The 18,261-nt window shown below is 40.8% G+C and carries 15 protein-coding genes and 1 pseudogene; 11 read left to right on the top strand and 5 right to left on the bottom strand.

Features of this window, described 5'->3' with window-relative positions; all coding sequences use genetic code 11:
* Window positions 1-300: 300 nt before the first annotated feature.
* Window positions 301-3,813 (bottom strand): DUF4157 domain-containing protein, encoded by a 3,513-nt coding sequence (locus IQ274_RS32790; RefSeq protein WP_228058541.1) that lies wholly within the window; start codon window positions 3,811-3,813, stop codon window positions 301-303.
* A 329-nt stretch (window positions 3,814-4,142) separates the two neighbouring features.
* Here IQ274_RS32790 and IQ274_RS32785 point away from each other — a divergent pair, with 329 nt between their 5' ends.
* From IQ274_RS32785 to IQ274_RS32755, 7 genes are all read left to right on the top strand, one after another.
* A complete protein-coding gene (locus IQ274_RS32785) occupies window positions 4,143-4,331 on the top strand; it encodes a hypothetical protein (protein ID WP_175586523.1) in 189 nt (62 codons plus the stop codon).
* The gene (locus tag IQ274_RS32780) at window positions 4,295-4,486 is read left to right on the top strand and encodes a DUF3368 domain-containing protein (protein WP_175586524.1); all 192 of its coding nucleotides are present in this window, start codon (window positions 4,295-4,297) and stop codon (window positions 4,484-4,486) included. Before IQ274_RS32785 ends, IQ274_RS32780 begins: the two co-directional genes overlap by 37 nt.
* Window positions 4,487-4,622: 136 nt before the next feature.
* On the top strand, window positions 4,623-4,859 hold the full coding sequence (locus tag IQ274_RS32775; RefSeq protein ID WP_194144783.1) for a coiled-coil domain-containing protein: 237 nt from the start codon (window positions 4,623-4,625) through the stop codon (window positions 4,857-4,859).
* 169 nt (window positions 4,860-5,028) lie between these two features.
* Window positions 5,029-5,424, top strand: a complete 396-nt coding sequence (locus IQ274_RS32770) for a hypothetical protein (RefSeq protein ID WP_163927429.1) — start codon at window positions 5,029-5,031, stop codon at window positions 5,422-5,424.
* A gap of 256 nt (window positions 5,425-5,680) precedes the next feature.
* A complete protein-coding gene (locus tag IQ274_RS32765; protein WP_194144782.1) occupies window positions 5,681-6,439 on the top strand; it encodes an ATP-binding cassette domain-containing protein in 759 nt (252 codons plus the stop codon).
* A complete protein-coding gene (locus tag IQ274_RS32760; RefSeq protein ID WP_163927431.1) occupies window positions 6,436-7,068 on the top strand; it encodes an ABC transporter permease in 633 nt (210 codons plus the stop codon). The genes IQ274_RS32765 and IQ274_RS32760 overlap by 4 nt, the downstream gene beginning before the upstream one ends.
* Entirely contained in the window at window positions 7,068-7,970 is a 903-nt protein-coding gene (locus IQ274_RS32755; RefSeq protein ID WP_194144781.1) for a glycine betaine ABC transporter substrate-binding protein, read from the top strand. The genes IQ274_RS32760 and IQ274_RS32755 overlap by 1 nt, the downstream gene beginning before the upstream one ends.
* Before the next feature lie 83 nt (window positions 7,971-8,053).
* Here IQ274_RS32755 and IQ274_RS32750 read toward each other — a convergent pair whose 3' ends face one another.
* Both IQ274_RS32750 and IQ274_RS32745 read right to left on the bottom strand, forming a co-directional pair.
* Window positions 8,054-8,683: a Uma2 family endonuclease gene (locus IQ274_RS32750; RefSeq protein ID WP_194144780.1), complete on the bottom strand. Its 630-nt coding sequence runs from the start codon at window positions 8,681-8,683 to the stop codon at window positions 8,054-8,056.
* Between the two features lie 220 nt (window positions 8,684-8,903).
* Window positions 8,904-11,864, bottom strand: a complete 2,961-nt coding sequence (locus IQ274_RS32745) for a beta strand repeat-containing protein (protein WP_194144779.1) — start codon at window positions 11,862-11,864, stop codon at window positions 8,904-8,906.
* Between the two features lie 868 nt (window positions 11,865-12,732).
* On the opposite strand from IQ274_RS32745, the gene ggt reads away from it, so the two are divergent.
* Window positions 12,733-14,532: a gamma-glutamyltransferase gene (gene ggt, locus IQ274_RS32740; protein WP_194144784.1), complete on the top strand. Its 1,800-nt coding sequence runs from the start codon at window positions 12,733-12,735 to the stop codon at window positions 14,530-14,532.
* 83 nt (window positions 14,533-14,615) lie between these two features.
* Here ggt and IQ274_RS32735 read toward each other — a convergent pair whose 3' ends face one another.
* Both IQ274_RS32735 and IQ274_RS32730 read right to left on the bottom strand, forming a co-directional pair.
* Window positions 14,616-14,879 (bottom strand): hypothetical protein, encoded by a 264-nt coding sequence (locus IQ274_RS32735; protein ID WP_012409208.1) that lies wholly within the window; start codon window positions 14,877-14,879, stop codon window positions 14,616-14,618.
* Between the two features lie 427 nt (window positions 14,880-15,306).
* Window positions 15,307-15,933: a DUF1802 family protein gene (locus IQ274_RS32730; RefSeq protein WP_194144778.1), complete on the bottom strand. Its 627-nt coding sequence runs from the start codon at window positions 15,931-15,933 to the stop codon at window positions 15,307-15,309.
* Between the two features lie 98 nt (window positions 15,934-16,031).
* Between IQ274_RS32730 and IQ274_RS37000 the strand changes: the two are divergent.
* The 3 genes and pseudogenes from IQ274_RS37000 to IQ274_RS32720 form a co-directional block, all read left to right on the top strand.
* Window positions 16,032-16,253, top strand: a pseudogene (locus tag IQ274_RS37000) (hypothetical protein); the annotation flags it as partial.
* A gap of 792 nt (window positions 16,254-17,045) precedes the next feature.
* Window positions 17,046-17,333: a hypothetical protein gene (locus IQ274_RS32725; RefSeq protein ID WP_163927437.1), complete on the top strand. Its 288-nt coding sequence runs from the start codon at window positions 17,046-17,048 to the stop codon at window positions 17,331-17,333.
* Entirely contained in the window at window positions 17,323-18,036 is a 714-nt protein-coding gene (locus tag IQ274_RS32720; protein ID WP_175586530.1) for a hypothetical protein, read from the top strand. The genes IQ274_RS32725 and IQ274_RS32720 overlap by 11 nt, the downstream gene beginning before the upstream one ends.
* Window positions 18,037-18,261 lie beyond the last annotated feature (225 nt).

Here is an 18,261-nt window from a genome sequence, read left to right as displayed (position 1 = left end):
AAGCTTTGACCCTGGCGACTGTTCGAGTTCTGTCAAAGAGATTTTTGTAGTGACCCATGCTACGAAGCGGTCTATGATGACCAAGGTTGGGACGGTCTACTACTATTTCTAAGATACAAGGTTGGGTCGTTCACATCAGCGTCGCGCAGCAAAGTATGAGATCCAACACCTGTATTAATGTTGGGTTTTACCCTGCGGGGATCTTGCTACGTTCCTCAAGCAAAACTACATTTAATACAGTAATTTAGCTGTACCACGCCACTACCAGAATGAAATATAGATTCTTCAAAAAATTGAAACTTATTCTTCATCATCATCTTGCTTGAGTTCGTCTGTTTCATCACCAAACTTATTGGTACGAGAATAGCCGTCAAAATCTTCTACTGATTTATTTTCAGCCTCAATTTCCTGCTTGAGTTCGTCTGTTTCATCACCAAACTTATTGGTACGCGAATAGTCGTCAAAATCTTCTATTGATTTATTTTCAGCCTCAATTTCCTGCTTGAGTTCGTCTGTTTCATCACCAAACTTATTGGTACGAGAATAGCCGTCAAAATCTTCTGCTGATTTATTTTCAGCCCCAATTTCATGCTTGCGTTTTTCTGCTTTATCCTTAAATTTATTAGTGCGGTCATCGTCGTCATTATTTTCAGCCTCAACTTTCTGCTTGCTTTTCTTTGCTGAATCATTTTCAGCTTGTTTATTCTCCAGCTTTTTATCTGTGTAGAATTTTTCTGCACCACCTGGGTGATATTCACCATCTGGTTTCTCGTTGGTCACTATGAACAGGGGCACTTTAATATTTACACTCTTATGTTCTTTAAGCTCGTCTAAAACTTGAAAAATGTGTTTTTCACTTGTGCGATAGTGGCCGGACTTGTTGCTAATCTCTTTAAGTTCACCGGATGAATTAGTCCTTAATTCACCTGCACCTGCTACAGCACCACCAGCAAGGAAACTAGAATGATGGAATTGCCCAATTTTGTGCGTTCCTCCATAGAATTCCCCATTAGGGTTCATCACATAGATAGCTGCACCTCTGCCCCAGAATGCTGTATGCATCTTAGTAGTATCGAAAGGCTTGCCATTTTGAGAGAATTTATTGTTAATTGAGAGGTGGAATTGCTCTCGTTCTGGTTGAGTGGTCAGGTACTGAGTTTTGTAATTAGCAAACTGAGATTCATCTAGTTCCTTCGTTGAAGAATCTTTTAGTTTGAATTCTTGGTCTTCTAATTTGTCTGAAAACCATTTGATTAGCCACTTTTGCTCCTCTATTTTTGTTTCGAGGAGTGCTTTGCTTCGATCGTTTAGATCATCTAAACCTTTTGATTCCTCAAGTTGTTTTAACCGATTTTCAGCTTCAATGAATTTCTGTATGGTCTTTTGGGCATTCTCTAGTACGAATTTCTTTGACGAGACAAACTCTTCATTCCCTTGCTCGATGTATTGAGTTTTTACTTTCAGCAAATCTTTGTAACGTGAACCCTTCGCAATTTCATTTAGGTCTTTATCAGTACGAGGTATTGATGATCGTATTTGTTGTTCCTTGCTTCTTTCTTTGTAATTAGCTTCCACCTCTTCATATTGTTTGTAAAAATTAGCTGCACCACCTTCGTATAAACCTTCCTGATTCATTAGAGAAAGTGGGATATTCAGATTGACTCCTTTACTTTTTAGCTGAGTCAATACCTGGAACATCTGATCTTGATCGGGTTGGTAATGACCACTTTTGTTGTTAATTTGCTGAAGAGAGCCAGATGAATTCGTCTTTAGTTCACCCGCACCCGCTACAGCACCCCCAGCAAGGAAACTGGAATGGTGAAATAACCCAACTTTGGAATTTCCTGCATAGAATTCTCCATTTGGATCCATCACATAGAGTGACCATCCTCTACCTTGAAATGTAGTAAACATATTGGTAGTGTCAAACTTCAGTTTATTCTGATATAGCTGACCGTTTGTAATAGTGAGATGAAATTTATCTCGTTCGTGTTCTGTTGTCAGATACTCGACCTTATATTTTGATACATCTGTATCTAATTCTCCCGTGTCTGGATTGATTGTAATTTTTTGATCTATTATTTTCTCCTTGAGCATTTGTATCCATTCTTCTTGTTCAGCTATTTCTTCTTCATCTATTTCTTCTGCGTTTTTTAATGTCTTTAGTTTTTCCTGTCTTTCAGATAAATCTTTTAAGACTCTTTCCATAAAAGCCTGTGTTGGATTAGATGAACTTTTATATTCCTGACCGTATAGCTTTTCATCGACTATCTTTGACAGGTATTTATAAATTGATTTGTCAGCAATTTTTTGAAGGTCTTCTCCATTTTTCGGTCTCCGCGCTTCAATGTCTTGGAATTTCAGTTGCTCCCATTTAGGAAGAACATCTTTCCACTCCTGATTCGTGTATTGAGGACTGTGGATAACTTCATCAATATTTCTCTGCTCTTTTATAGAATCAGTTAACAGTTCCTTGATATCGTGAGTCTTTTTCCCTTTCTTGTGTTTATCAACATAAGTATTTGTCTTATTGAGAAGTATACCCAAGTAAGTTTTTATACTTTCTCCTTGTTCTTCTCTATTTCTTGAATCATCACTAATTACCCCATTGGCTCTGTAATGGGTATGGTAAGCATCAAGAGCAGTGAACACTTCTTGCAAATCTTTGTTTGGCTTGTTGAATAGCCCCATTAATTTTCTTTGACTGAAGTCAGACTTTAACTCATTTGTAGTTCGCAAGCATTGGAGACTCTGTGTTTGAGCCATACTAATAGCGGGTGAGTAAACTGGCGCTTGTTGATACGCTGGTGGCTTTATAGTGTCTCTTAATTTACCTTGAACAGTAGTTTCTCTTTGTACTGCGCCACCACTCTGCTGCACCACATGAGTCAATTCATGCGCCAACAATTCTTGCCCTCCCTGGCTCCTTGGCTCATACGTCCCCTGTCGAAAGAAAACATCCTGTCCCGTTGTAAATGCCTTCGCCTGTATCGACTGATTCAACTGGTTAGCCTGGGAACCAGTATGAATCCGCACTCCACTAAAATCTGCACCAAATGCCTGCTCCATCGGTACTCTGATGCTGTCAGCCAACGGCTGTCCACTACCCCTAGCCCGTTGTATGTCTGCTGACAAATTAGGTGATGCTGCCATACCACCGCTTGTCACAGGTTGCACCATCGGCTTCATTTGCAGTTCATCTTCTTTATCAGGCAGTTCTTCCCGTTGCAGTGAAGGACTTTCTCCCAAAGGTTTCATTTGTAATTGTTTTTTTTCTTCTTCAGGCAATTCCTCTCGCTGGATACTGCCCCCTGCTGTCATTTGTAATTCTTCTTCATTAGACAATTCTTCTCGCTGAAGTTTCTCACTCTGTGGCTGATGAATCTTTTGCACCACCTGACGTGCTGTTGCGTCAGCTTCCTTCTCATACTTATCTCCAGGCTCCCCAATCGTCAGTTTTTCCTGAATTAGTGTTGGTGTATCTGGTCTTCTTAGTGGAATATTGGCAAAGTTATGACTAAATTGAGTTGCGTGTTCCAGTCGAGAATTTAATAATCCATCCATCTTGGCTTGCAATACAGTCAGCCGTTCCTGCCCCTCTGGTGTAATCGTCTTATGCTTGGCCTGTAACTCCAGTCTTGTTGCCTCCATTTTTTGCTCTGTAAAGGCAACATCACTTATGTTTGTTTGCGATTTGGGTGAAACTGATACTTTTTGAATTTGGCTCCCAAATGGTCTATACGCCAATTGAAGGTTTTTTTCTGGTGCTGGAGAATTGGAAAAGATGGATGAGGAAGTTTTTGGCAATTTCATATTTTCCCTTGTTTTTACAACTTTTTTATTTGCACAGCCGCGCCAGTTATTTTAAGGAGATATGCAAGACTTTGGTTGCGTTGAGTTTGATACCATTGATACCAGGCTCAACATCTTTAAGATAGATAAGTTTTTGTAAGATAAAGTACCTTAATTCTGTTAATATATTTAGGCTTACAATCGCATGGCTTTTTGCTTTTTTTAACTATAATCCCTCTTTAGTCACTCTGGAAAGACAAAAATACTATGCCTAAGAGGTTGTCATTCCTAGCGGTGTTGTTAAAGAAATCTGCATTGCACCAAATAATGACCCTGCAAAACTCTGGATTTTGAATGAAGGAACTAGCTATATTCAAGATGTGGAACAAGTCGATCCAGTGATTGCTGCATGGGGTCTTGGTTTGGGAGAAAGTCACGTTCTCACCTGGATATATAACAATCCTGGCTATGAAGCAATTTTAGACGATGCCTGCGGCGGGCTATGCCTACGCGCCGCAAAACCGCAGCACTTGCTTTAGAGATTCCGGTGCGGGGAACTCTCGGTGTTATTCTGCTTGCGAAACGGGAAGGTAAGATAGAAGCCGCTAAACCGATTTTTGAACAACTAATTCAGGTTGGTTTTAGAGTCAGTACACAAGTTTTGGAGTCAGCACTTAAACTTGTTGGTGAGTAGTGTACTAAATATGTAGATTTATCTTATAGGCAAAAAGCGATCGCACTTCCACAACACGCTACTATCTCTCATAAAATGCGTTGTTTACCGCAGTAGGCATCGCCTACAAAAGTTTTACCTACACACTCCCAACAAATTGAAGCAGGTTCACAACTTACGGGAGCAGCTTCGCAACTTACGGGAGCAGCTACACAACTTACGGGAGCAGCTACACAACTTACGGGAGCAGCTTCGCAACTTACGGGAGCAGCTTCGCAACTTATGGGAGCAGCTTCGCAACTTACGAGAGCAGCTTCGCAACTTATGGGAGCAGCTTCGCAACTTACGAGAGCAGCTTCGCAACTTATGGGAGCAGTCTCCCTTAAAGTTTTGATGAAGCTTAAACAATTATCTCTATAAATACCAACATTTAGTAATTAAGTTACGAAAAATTACTGTTATCAATCAAAAACTTTAGTAAAAATATTTGCGACTTTTACTGAACCGGAACATAGTTTAATTGAGGCAAGCTAGCTCTAGGAGCATCTTAAAGGAGTAATTTTATGTCTCGAAAAAAACGCACATCCCGCATTCTAGAAAAAGCTCAGTTAAGATCCGCCGGACTGAAATCGATTGTTCCAAGCATCAAATTTGATGAAGATTATAGTCTAGAAAAATTAGTTGAGTCAATCGACCAGTTACGCAACAAAATTGATGTTTATAATACTGCTCTGTCTGTAGTTGACTCTTCTAAAACTGAAATTGAAGAGATGGAAAAAAACTTGAGTCAGCTTTCTGAGAAGATGCTGATGGTGGTTGCAATCAAGTACGGCAAAGACAGCCGCGAATATGAGATGGCGGGTGGTGTTCGCTATAGCGATCGCATCCGCAAAATTAGGTCGAGCCGCTTGAAAAATGTTGCAGAGCAAGCATCAGATGAAAATGCTAAAACTGCATAGAGGGGCTTAAATCTGTTGTCTGATAAATTGGACGTTATACCCATTTAATGTGAAGTTGCACATATCTTGATCCCCCTAAATCCCCCTTAAAAAGGGGGACTTTGATAGATATTTTTCTGGTTCCCCCCTTATTAAGGGGGGCTAGGGGGGATCGAATTCTATGCAGCTTCATGACAAATTGGACGTTAGCACGCTAGCAAAATCAGCACATAATACATATAGTCAATAACAGGCTAGCGTCCACCAAAAGCTACTAATGCCGCAAAATAACCAAACCACCGTTGAATTCCGCGATGTCACCTTTAGCCGCAATCATCGCCCCTTGGTGTCAAATCTCAACTTCAACATCCGCCAAGGAGAAGCACTAGTATTACTTGGGCGCAGTGGTAGCGGCAAAACCACCACAATGAAGTTAATTAATCGCCTATTCACACCTACACAAGGCGAAGTTTTATTTGATGGTATTCCCACAACTCAATGGGATGAAATTAAACTGCGGCGAAAAATTGGTTACGTCATTCAAGAAATTGGTTTATTTCCCCATTTTACAGTTGAACGCAATGTGGGTTTAGTCCCGGCTTTGGAAGGTTGGCAATCGAAACAAATAAAAACGCGGGTTTATGAGTTGTTGCAATTAGTGGGTTTGGAACCAGCACAATTTGCAGGACGTTACCCGCACGAACTTTCGGGTGGACAAAGACAAAGAGTCGGTGTAGCCAGGGCTTTAGCAGCAGATCCGCCTGTATTGTTGATGGATGAACCCTTTGGCGCACTCGATCCGATTACGCGGTTAGAACTGCAACAAGAGTTTCGGCGTTTGCAGCAAGAGTTAGGTAAGACGGTTGTGTTTGTCACCCACGATATTCAAGAAGCCTTGGTTTTGGCATCGAGAATTGGTTTAATGTATGGCGGAGAATTGGTAGTATTGGGGACAACAGATGAATTTATGCGATCGCAACACCCAGAAAGCCTAGCCTTTCTTAAATGTCTGCGTTCCTTCCAAGACAATTTATGAAAAATTTCTTTCTTGTTAAGTATGCCCCAGAAATTCTTCAGCATACTCTAGAACACTTGTTTTTAGTAGGCATCGCTATTGGAATTGCCATACTTATAGGCATCCCATTAGGTATTTTAATTACACGTAAAACATATCTCCGCCAACCAATTCTCGGCATAGCGAATATCCTGCAAACTATTCCTAGTTTGGCTCTTTTTGGTTTACTTATTCCTGTTCCTATAATTGGCGGAATTGGGGCTGTACCAGCAATTGTTGCTCTGACTGTATATTCTTTGCTGCCGATAATTCGTAACACTTACACAGGGATTACTGGTGTAGATCCAGCGATTCGAGAGGCTGGGAGAGGTATGGGAATGACGGATAGACAATTGTTATTGCAAGTTGAGATTCCCTTGGCAATGGGGGTAATTTTAGCTGGTGTGCGAGTCGCAACGGTAATTGCTATTGGCATTGCAACCATTGCAGCTGCGATCGGGGCTGGTGGCTTGGGAGTCTTTATTTTTCGCGGTATATCAGTAGTTAACGACCAGTTAATTTTAGCTGGTGCAGTTCCGGCGGCGGTAATTGCATTATTGGCTGACTTTGCAATTGGCTGGTTGGAAAATAAATTAAAAATTAAAAATTAATGAAAAGATTTTTAGCATCGTGCTTTTTAACTTTTAGTTTGTTATTACTAATTACTAGCTGTACACCAAATGTAAATAGTAGCAGCAATGGCAATATTATTGTTGCTTCCAAAGATTTTACTGAACAAGATATTTTAGGTGAATTTTTAGCACAGCAAATAGAGGCAACAACTAATTTAAAAGTATCTCGTCGTCCCCGTTTGGGTGGTTCTTTTGTTTGTCATAACGCGATTACTACTGGCAAGATTGATGCTTATATTGAGTACACAGGTACAGCTTTTACGGGAATCTTAAAGCAAAAAGCAGTTAATGATCCTAAAGAAGTTTATGAAAGGTTAAAACAAGCATATTCCCAGCAATTCAATTTGGAAGTGATGCCAAGCTTGGGTTTTGAAAATACTTTTGCGATGATTGTCCGGGGTGATGATGCCAAACGCTACAATATTCAAACTCTCTCAGAAGCTACTCAATATACACCACAGTGGCGCGGCGGTTTTGGTTATGAGTTTTTAGAACGAGAAGATGGTTTCCCTGGATTAGCTAAAACTTACGATTTACGTTTTGCCAAATCTCCCCAAATCATGGACTTGGGTTTAATATATCGTGCTTTGATTCAAAAACAAGTAGATATGGTGGCGGGGAATTCTACTGATGGGCAGATTTCTCGGTTGGGTTTAGTTGTCTTAAAAGATGATAAACATTATTTTCCACCTTACGAAACTGTGCCAATTGTTCGGCAAGAAATATTAAAAAAATATCCCGAATTAAAAACAGCGATCGCTTCACTCGCCGGAAAGATTTCGGCAGATGAAATGCGACAGTTAAATTATTTAGTTGAGGGTGAATTACGTGATGTTAAAGATGTTGTCCAGGAGTTTCGCAAATTGAAGGGATTAAAATAATTCGTAATTCGTAATTCGTAATTAAGCTTTAGTGTCATGCACTGACAACCTGAAATGGTGCGTTACGGAAGCCTTAACACACCCTACTGTTGTCTATGCAAAAAGCTCTTTAACCACCTAATGACTTCACTTGTTGATTGCTCATTGGCCATTTGGAGACATTGCTGCACAATTTCTCTGACGTTAGGGAAGTAGCTGCTTTCTGTAAGCGCATAACTTTCTGTTTGTAATCTATAAATTAATAAGCGATTACTCTTTAATATCCAGACTTCAGGCACTCGATAAGGTAAGTAATCATTAATATCGGTGTAGCTTGTAACGTCTATTTCAATTGCTAAATCTGGTGGTGGATCTGACTCCCAATCAATTCTTTTTTTACCAACTACTGCTCTGCAATTTTCAATGTAAAAGGAATAGTCTGGTTCAATACCACTAATTTCTGGCAAGCTCATGGTAATGGGCGTAAATGACTCGTATATGCGGTTTAAATGATCCAGCAAAACCTTAGCAATATCTGCCAACAAACTCGCATCTCTTCCATGTTCTGGTAGCGGTGCCATTAGCAAAATTTCCCCAGGTCGATATTTAATGCGAGGCGAAGAGCGATCGCCTAGTTGCTGACTCAATACTTGATAGTCTTGCCAGTTTCCTAAAAGTTTCAATACCGCGCCAGGTGGTAACTCAATTCTTTGTGGTGTAATTACGGTATCCATATTAGCTCACATTGTAGATATTGCCGTTCGTATTACATGGATGATAGGCGATCGCAGGATTCATAAATTCTAGGACTTACGCACTCAGCTTGCCCAATCCCCTTAAAAATGGGGCTTTAGAAGTTCGCCCAAATTGATCGGGGGGCTAGGGGGATCTAGGCTTTAGTGCGTAAGTCTTATTCTTGTCCTCTATGGCCAAGTGATGGAACTCTAATAACTATTAAACAACCACAAAATTGTTGTTCGTTAGTGACAACCCAGGAGATAATCCTGCAAATTGTACCTGAGTAAATGCGCCTGCACTACCATCCTGGTCAAAGAACAATGCACCTGTAGTGGAGTTATAAATAAATCGCTGGGTGCTAGTGGTTGCAGATTCTCCAAGTGTAAACTGGCTTGTCTTAAGTACACCTGCTGATAAACCGCCACCAAAACCAGCAGCCGACACCTGAATTAGTTCATTAATGGTAGCGAAGTCACGTATCAGATCAAGACCTTCATTGAAACTATCGAAAACAAAGGTATCAGTGCCACCTTCACCATAGAGCCAATCATTACCTTTGCCGCCAATGAGGATAGCATTGCTATAGCCACCTCTGAGGGTATCATCACCATTGCCACCTTTGACGGTGTTATTACCTGAGCCATCAGAGGCTATTAGGGAATCATTACCATCGCCCCCATCTAATAGAGTATTGCCTGTTGAACTGCTACCACCATACAATGTATCGTTACCAACACCACCGTTGAGGGTGTTCTCACCAGAGGCGAAATAAATGACAGAGAGATAATCATTACCATCGCCCCCATCTAATAAATTATTGCCTGCTAAACCGTAAGCATTTAATGTATCGTTCCCAGCACCACCGTTGAGGGTGTTATCGCCAGATATGCTACCATTCACAAAATTTCCGAATTCGTCGTAAATGTAACTAAAAGCCTGTAAAGAATCATTGCCATTGCCTCCATTGAGGAGGTGATCCCCTGTTGAAAGACTAATATTCAAGAAATCGTCACCAGCGCCACCATCTACTGTATCGTTACCATTGCCTGGGCGGAGCGTATCATTACCATTGCTTCCCACAAGATAATCATCATAGTCTGTACCTGTGATATTTAATTGTTCGATATTCTTGTAGCTAAACACTGTTGTGTCCGCCGTCGAAGAAATTACTGTGATGTTAGTAGTAGGATTGAAAGTCGAAGTAATTCCCGTGGTAGCACTGCTATAACTGAAAGACAAGAAGTCGTTACCTGCTCCCCCGTCTACTGTTTGAGTGACTAACGTAGATAGGGAGTGGAAATTTAAGGAATCATTGCCATTGCCACCATTGAGGGTGTTATTGCCAGTGCCACCATTGAGAGTGTCATTGCCATCGCCACCGTTGAGAATATTATTGCCATCGCCACCCCTCAAAATGTCATTGCCACTTAAGCCTTCAAGAATGTCATCACCCCCTTGACCATTGATGACATCATTTGAATTGTCAAAGCCACTAACATTGTTGTCTAGGTTGTTTAGGAAGGTGACTGTGTTTCTTCTAAAGACAGTGCTTTGGGTGGAGTTGGCATCGAAGACATCAAAGCTATCGGTAATGGCAGTTTGCCCATAAAACAGAATATTGCCCAAATCTACAGTGGCTCCAGTAGATTTGGTGAGGTTTTCTAGGTTTTCCAGAGCAAAGTTTTCCAGGATGAATCTGGTATCACCATACCCTTGAAAGCTGATTTCCAAACTTGTGCCATTCTGGGTGAGAAGCAAATTGTCGGCAGTGAAGCTACTATCGTCCTGGAATATTAGAGTGTCCACTTCGGCTATAACTGCTGCTGTGGGGTTTGTTCCTTTACCTACTCCATCAAAATCAGCGATCGTAGTAGTGCCATTATTAATGGTGTCGCTGTATAGGCTGTTGTCGTTGTCGTATAAGCCGTCGTAAACAAATTTATCCTTACCACCGCCGCCTGTGAGGCTATCATTGCTATTACCACCTATGAGGCTATCATCGCCATTACCACCGTTGAGGGTGTTATTACCAGTGGCACCAGAGGCTGTTAGAGTATCATTGCCATCGCCTCCATTTAGGAGGTTATTGCCTGAGGAGATCGAGTTGAAGTAGGAGTCTTGATATATAGACAAAAAGCCAGAGATGTCTAGAAAATCATTGCCATCGCCTCCAAAAAGCAGGTTATCGCCTGATGATCCACTAGCACTCAAGATATCATCACCATTACCACCGTTGAGGGTGTTATCGCCATCTGAGCCAGAGTCAGACCCTGTGTACTGCTCACCCCTTACAATCCCAGAGATAGAGAGAGAATCATTGCCATCGCCCCCATCTAAGAGGTTATCGCCTAATGAACCGCTAGCATTTAAAGTATCATCACCAGCACCACCGTTGAGGGTATTGTTGCCTAAAGAGCGATCGTCGTAGCTTGGTGAGTAGGCGTTGTAGTAGTCTCCGCCAGAGGTGGAGAGAAAATCATTGCCATCGCCACCATTAAACAGATTATTGCTTGAGGGGGAGTCGGCATACAAAGTATCGTCACCAACACCACCGTTGAGGGTATTATTGCCCGCGCCACCCCTCAAAATGTCATTGCCACTTAAGCCTTCAAGAATGTCATCACCCCCTTGACCATTGATGACATCATTTGAATTGTCAAAGCCACTAACATTGTTGGATAGGTCGTTTAGGAAGGTGACTGTGTTTTTTTTAAAGACAGTGCTTTGGGTGGAGTTGGCATCGAAGACATCAAAGCTGTCGATGATGGTAGTTTGCCCATAAAACAGAATATTGCCCAAATCTACAGTGGCTCCAGCAGATTTGGTGAGGTTATCAAGGTTTTCCAGGGCAAAGTTTTCCAGAATGAATTTGTAACTACCAAACCCTTGAAAGCCGATTTCCAGACTTGTGCCATTCTGGGTGAGGAGCAAGTTTTGAGCAGTAAAGGCGCTATAGCTCTGGAAATTTAGAGTATCCACTTCGGCAATGACTGCTGCTGTGGGGTTTGTTCCTTTACCTACTCCACCGAAATCTGTGATCTTATTAATGTAGTTTGAGTCGCCGTCAAAAAATATTATATCGTTGCCACCGCCACCAGTTAGGATGTCGTTGTAATCGATATAATCAAAAGCGCCCCGTAAGGTGTCGTTACCGCTGGTTCCAATGATAATTGCCATAACTTTTTCCTGATTGAATCGATTTTTGGAGTAACTTCAGTTGTCAATAATCGAGTTAGTGCTTTTTGATGGCACAAATAATTTGCCAAAAGTTCAAGCTTTCGGCATATAATATTCGCTCTTTAGATAGATAGACTCGCCAATTGTTCATTAAAGACTTCCCCTTTAATTCGCTTGCACACATTACTTATCTCAGTATTGAGGACTATCTAAGTCTTAAGCACTGCACAAAATTTAGTTGCTTTGTCAATGCATAAGTCTTACTAGTTTAAAAATAGGGAAAACTTGAGATGGCATAAAACAGGGAATTTTTATGCATTTGTTGTCGGCGTAGCTTGCCGCCGTAGGCATCGCTCTTGAATTTCTATCTGTAAAATAGAAAACATCAAAATAACCCAACAATAACTAAATATCGAATATTTACTTAGATGTCTATCTTTTCCAAAAATCTTTGCATACTCTTTATATTTGTAAGAAACCATTTATAAAGTAAATGTTGAATTGTAGTGTGCGTTATCGCTGAGAGTAGAACACCTGGAAATATAGTACATTACTGCTAAATTAGACTTTCTCAAACACTCAAATTCCTAAACGCCGTAACACATTCTAATTAATATTTACTTTATAAATTAGGCTTCCCCGAAAGGTCGATAGGCTTTGAAACCCAGTTTTAGTTTTTCTCTGGTTGTATGAAACCACCCTGCCTGCCTCTTTTTCAAGGGGGAGAGCCATGCCTACAGCAGCAAGCTACGCAAATAATGGTAATCAAAATCTGATAAATTAAGTACACCCAGATGCTATATATGTATAAGTTTTTATGAAAAATGGTATAAAAATGCTTACTGTTACTAAAGCCAAGCGAGTTGCAATGCCTGCGACGCACGTAGCCATCGCAGCCTTTTCTTTCACACTCTTTGTTTATAGCCAAGTCGCTTCGGCTGCTTTAACTTTACCCCTACGCAGCAAAAAGGGAATGGTGGTTTCAGCTCATCCCTTAGCAAGTGAAGCGGGAATTTCGATGTTACGCAAAGCTGGTAATGCAGTGGATGCAGCTGTAGCCACAACCTTTGCAATTTCTGTAGTTGAGCCTTTTTCAGCGGGAATCGGTGGCGGCGGATTTTTGCTGATGCACTCTGAGAAAACTGGCGACATCAAAGCGTTAGATTTCCGCGAACGCGCACCCCTGAAAGCTACAAGAAATATGTATCTTGACGCAGAAGGAAAGGTGCGTCCCAATGCAAGTATTAATGGTTATTTGGCAGTAGGGACACCAGGAACGGTGGCGGGACTTTATGAACTGCATCGTCGCTATGGTAAACTTCCTTGGCAAGAGGTGATGAAACCTGCGATCGCACTTGCTAAAGATGGCTTTATTCTTGGCGATGCCGCAACTTGGCGTTATCTGCAAACAAACCAATCCAGCCAGCAAGCACTTCTCAAAAATCCAGCCCTGCGGGAAATTTTCACTCACAACGGTGAATTTTATAAGCCAGGGGAGAAACTGGTGCAGAATGATTTGGCACGCACTTTAACAGCAGTTGCCGAAAATCCCCAAAGTTTTTACACCGGAAGTATTGCTCGTGCGATCGCTTCTGATATGGTAAAAAATGGTGGTTTAATTACTCTAGAAGACCTGAAAGCCTACAAACCAATCTGGCGGACTCCTATTTGTGGCAATTTCCGCAAAGCTAAAGTTTGCTCTATGCCACCTCCATCATCGGGAGGCGTTCACCTATTGCAGATTTTAAATATTATTGGTGACACTGATTTAAAATCTTTGGGATGGCATCATCCTGACGCTATCCACTTAATGGTAGAGGCAATGAAAATTGCTTACGCCGATCGTTCAGAATATTTAGGCGATCCTGATTTTGTCAAAGTTCCTGTACAAGAACTACTCAGTCCAGCTTACGCCAAACAACGCCGTCAAGAAATTAATATGCAAGTGGCTAGACCCTCGACCAAGGTCAAGCCAGTAGATAGAAAGACACTACAACGTTTTAGTCAGGCTAATAATCGGAGTTTAGGAGAAAATACCATTCCTTTATCTCACCAATCTCTGAAACTGCACGCGACGCGGTATGAATCCACTGAAACCAGCCATCTTACGGTTGTGGATGAAGAACGCAACGCTGTAAGTCTAACTTTCACCATTAACCTCAGTTTTGGTGCTGGTGTGGTGACACCAGGAACTGGAATTGTCCTCAACAATGAAATGGATGATTTTGCTGCTGCGCCAGGAGTACCTAACGCCTTTGGTTTAGTTGGTAATGATGCCAACAGCATTGCACCCCGCAAAACTCCCTTATCCAGCATGACTCCCACAATTGTCACAGAAAATGGTCATTTTCGGATGGCAGCAGGTGCGCCTGGTGGTAGCACTATCATCACTCAGGTTTTGCAAGTCATCCTAAATGTGCTGGAATACAACATGGATGTTGGCGCGGCTGTTTCTGTTCCACGCATACATCATCAATGGCTTCCAGATGAGTTGCGTGTAGAATCCTGGGGTTTAGATGCTCTGACTCTACAAGAATTACGCCGTCGGGGGCATAAAATAAAGGAAACTACTCCTTGGGGTAATGGTAACGCGATCGCGGTTACATCTGATGGAACTCTAGAAGGCGCGGCAGATCCTCGCGGTGAAGGTTCCCCCAGAGGTTTGTGAGCGAGTGAGCGACTGGCGAGACACAGGGACGCACAGAATAACAAATGACTAATAACAAATGACCAATGATTAATGACCAATAACTATTGATTTTGGATTGTTGACTCTACGTAGCTACTGCTGCCAAACTCATTGGCGCGTGCGCTAGGTACTAGTGTCCAACCTGCTTTGAGAAGTTTTTGATAAGTTGCCCAACCTTTAGAACCACCTGGTATTTGATAATCTGGGACTGTGAAATGTCCAAAAGCCGTGTAGGGCCGCCAAGGCTGGTTGGGTTCTGTCTGCAAATACAAAATTTTCTCGCCGTCGCCACCAGACTTAGATAACCAGCACATTTGTCGATGCATTGCAAACTCCTTTGCTTTTAGCTAACAACTAACGCATAATATCAGACTTTTGTCAAGTTACTTCTCACCCTTGTGAGCTATTTTTGGACATGCAGATAAACAGATTTGCCTCACCTTATGTATTAGGGTGAGATTTTTCTAATGTTATGCGCGTTTTTTGCGATCGTGTGTAGCAATAACTACTGTTTTCAGGGTGGTTAGGAATTTGCAATCTGCTGTATTTTTAAAAAACAGAAGTCAGGAGCCAAAATTCAGTTCTAAATTCTGGCTCCTGACTAGCGGATAGTGCAGCGTGCGATCGCTGTAGAAAAACTCTAAATATTTGGTGGGCGAGCTTTTTTTGCGATCAAAGCCCAATTTGATCGAGTTTTCCAAATACCATAGCTTCTCTGTAAATTGAAAAACTTAGCAGCAATACAACCGAGGTTTAGCCAAAAGTCGAGTTGTAATTGAGCATATCAATCTTTCTGGCCATTTTGTCGCCGACAATGCCGCGAATTGTCTGTACTAATTGGGTGTATGCAAAGTCAGACAAAGCTGGTGTTGTTTCTTGCAAGTTAATTGATTGATCTAAATCAATCCATGATTTGCAACCGCCGTATTTAGGGTAATAAGGAATTTCTGGCTCTTGGGTTAGCTTATATGTCCGCAGGAGGAGAATATAAAGGGGCTGACGTGGTTTCCATTTAAGGCGATCGCTAATAAAATGCTCGTTCCAAATATGGAACGGAAGCAAGGCGTTGACAAGAAATTCGTCACTAACTGGCAAAATATCTGTAATTTCAGCCCAACTGCCGATGCGAACTGTCTCTGGATGCCAACCTGATGTTACTGGATAAACACAATTAGCATACTCAGGTTTGAGCATAAATGCTTGTTGATGTTCATAAGTAGGGTAAAGCAAAATTTGCTTGTGGGCAACTTGGAAATGTCCATTTCGTTCATGAATACCCCCTTTGCGAAGCAACATAATTGTTTTGCCACTCTCCAAGGCATTTACGGCGACAGCCCATTCTTTGAGAGCATGAAAAGTTGTAGTCAATTCCATCAGCATCTACTGTAACTCTGATTTAATTCAAGCTAAGACCGATAAAGTGTGAAACTGTCCAAGGGAATGAATTAGAAAGCAGTTATAAACAAGCGATCGCTACCAACCCAGCAGATAATCGTGCTAAAAATAAACTGTTTCAACGCGAAAACTTTGAACATGCTCAATAAGCGCTACAAAAATTACGTCCCATAGCTCTTATTTATAATTGTACCCTTGCTCAGTTAGCTTTGCCGTGGCTAATTGCCCAACCTCAAATTAATGCTATTGCAAGGGCACATTATCCCCAACAAGCACTAGTACCGCAAGGCGGAATTAAAAATTAAAAACTAAAAACTAAAAATGAATACAGCATAAGTGTTTCGTTGATTTGGAATGATTGGTTTATTTCCGCCGTGTTGTACTAGACAACGCATTAGCCACCCAAATTAAGGTTGATCCTGCCCAATTGGTAAAAATTGATGCAATTGGACGTATTTCCAGCAATTATCTGGATGAAAGTCAAATTATGTGCAATTGATGACAATGCAGTTTGATTAGCTATGCTGTTCTCTCGAAGATCCCCTCAAATATCTTAAAAAGATAGCCAGGGATCAAATATCTGGAGCTAGATTGCAAAATCTAACAAAACATCAACTTTAGTAAACTAAGAGTTGCAACTTAGAAACTGAAGTGATAACTTAAATAGTAGGACACCAAACAAAATAAAACCAAAAGAAAAGGGTAAATGACTTAGTGTCCCCTGTCATCAACCCAAGCAAATTTCAGCATATCAAGATTACAAAAGTGGCAAAAGCCTAATGTCAAAGGCAAAGCCAAATCCCAAAGCGGAAAAACGCAAGAATGCTGAGTTTGTTAGTTGTCTAGTCCACCCTAGTTATTAACCTCCAATTACTTAATTAGTTTAACAATTTGAAATCTGTGAACTCGATAAAACCTGGTCAACCCTGATCAGGTTTTTGGTATTTTATTGTGATATGATTTTCTCGGTACGGCAGATGGTGCAGGAATTGACGCTTGAAGAGATAGTTGGGAAACTAAAGTCTTTTTAACAAAAGCCAGTTAATGTGCCCAATAAATAATAAAAGGGAAAAGGTTAAAGGGGAAAGGGGAAAGGGATGATGATTGTCGCGCCACTTGCGGGCGAGGTTTTTACCTTCCTCATAAAATTTGGATTATTTCGCGCCACTTGCGGGCGAGGTTTTTACCTTTCCTCTTTCCCCCTTCCCCTTCTTATAAATGTTAAACCTTTTGGTTGGGTTACTTTATTTGTTTTGTATATATCAATAAGCCCACTAACATGGGCTTATTTTGTAGAATATAAACTCAAGCTAACTAAGTCATTTCCAAGCAGCGAGGAAAATAGAATGGCAATGTATCGTGTCAAAAAAATTGATGGAATATAATAGATTTTTAAATAAAATTGCTACAGCTATTATTATTACGCTCCTTTCTTTTTCTTGTAAGTCTTCAACTATCACAAAAGCGGAACAGGCACAAGCAACAGATAAATCGAAACCAGATCCGAATCTTGTCTATGGAGATTTAATTATTAAAGAACAATCAGATTATATAATGATTCCCGTTGTTCTTCCAGAGCAGAATGAAGATAAAAAAACTGATTTAAGCCTTTCACGTTCTTATGAAAGAAATAACCAATTGTCTAACATCATCTTTTATCGAAAGCAAGATGGTGAAGCTCATATTTTATTAAATAAAAAAGCCATTATCGCCTCCTTTGATTTATTAGAGGTAAAAGCGGTAGAGAAGCCGCCTACAAGAGTTTGGTTTTATAAAATCCTTGAACAAGACACAAACATAGATACAAAACTCAACAGCGAAGATGCTACTGTTGGTTATCTTTCTGATTTATCAGGTAAGAATCTCCAGCAAATTACCCCAAACAATACTCAAATCATCAATTGGGTTGTTGTTCAAAGTCAAAATGCAATTTTTATAAAAATTATCAAAGACTCAGATAATGATAAAAAATTTACAGGAAAAGATAAAACTAATTTTATTAGAGTTAACCTAGATAAACCTGCTATGGGATCTGAGATTATTAGTAATCAGATAGAGCAAGAAATTAAGTCATCCGTTCTTAAATGATTAGGTTTATTGCATTGAATTGGGCCCCGCTATGGTAATACTTCTCTACAAAGGTTATCGATAACGCATATTTAATTTATGGAGATGTCTAATAGACTTCTTGCAGAAGTGGGGAAGGGGTAAAGGGAAAGGGATGAAATTTCCCCTTTACCCTTTAACCTTTCCCCGACATCTTGGCATTTGTTACTTTTGCAAGGTGTCTAATTATCTGGAATCAGTGACAAT

It is taken from the genome of Nostoc sp. LEGE 12447 (assembly GCF_015206985.1).
In the GTDB taxonomy this organism is placed as follows: Bacteria; Cyanobacteriota; Cyanobacteriia; order Cyanobacteriales; family Nostocaceae; genus Nostoc.
Note: the sequence above shows the minus strand (reverse complement) of the source record. Positions and strands in the feature narration are given on the sequence as shown.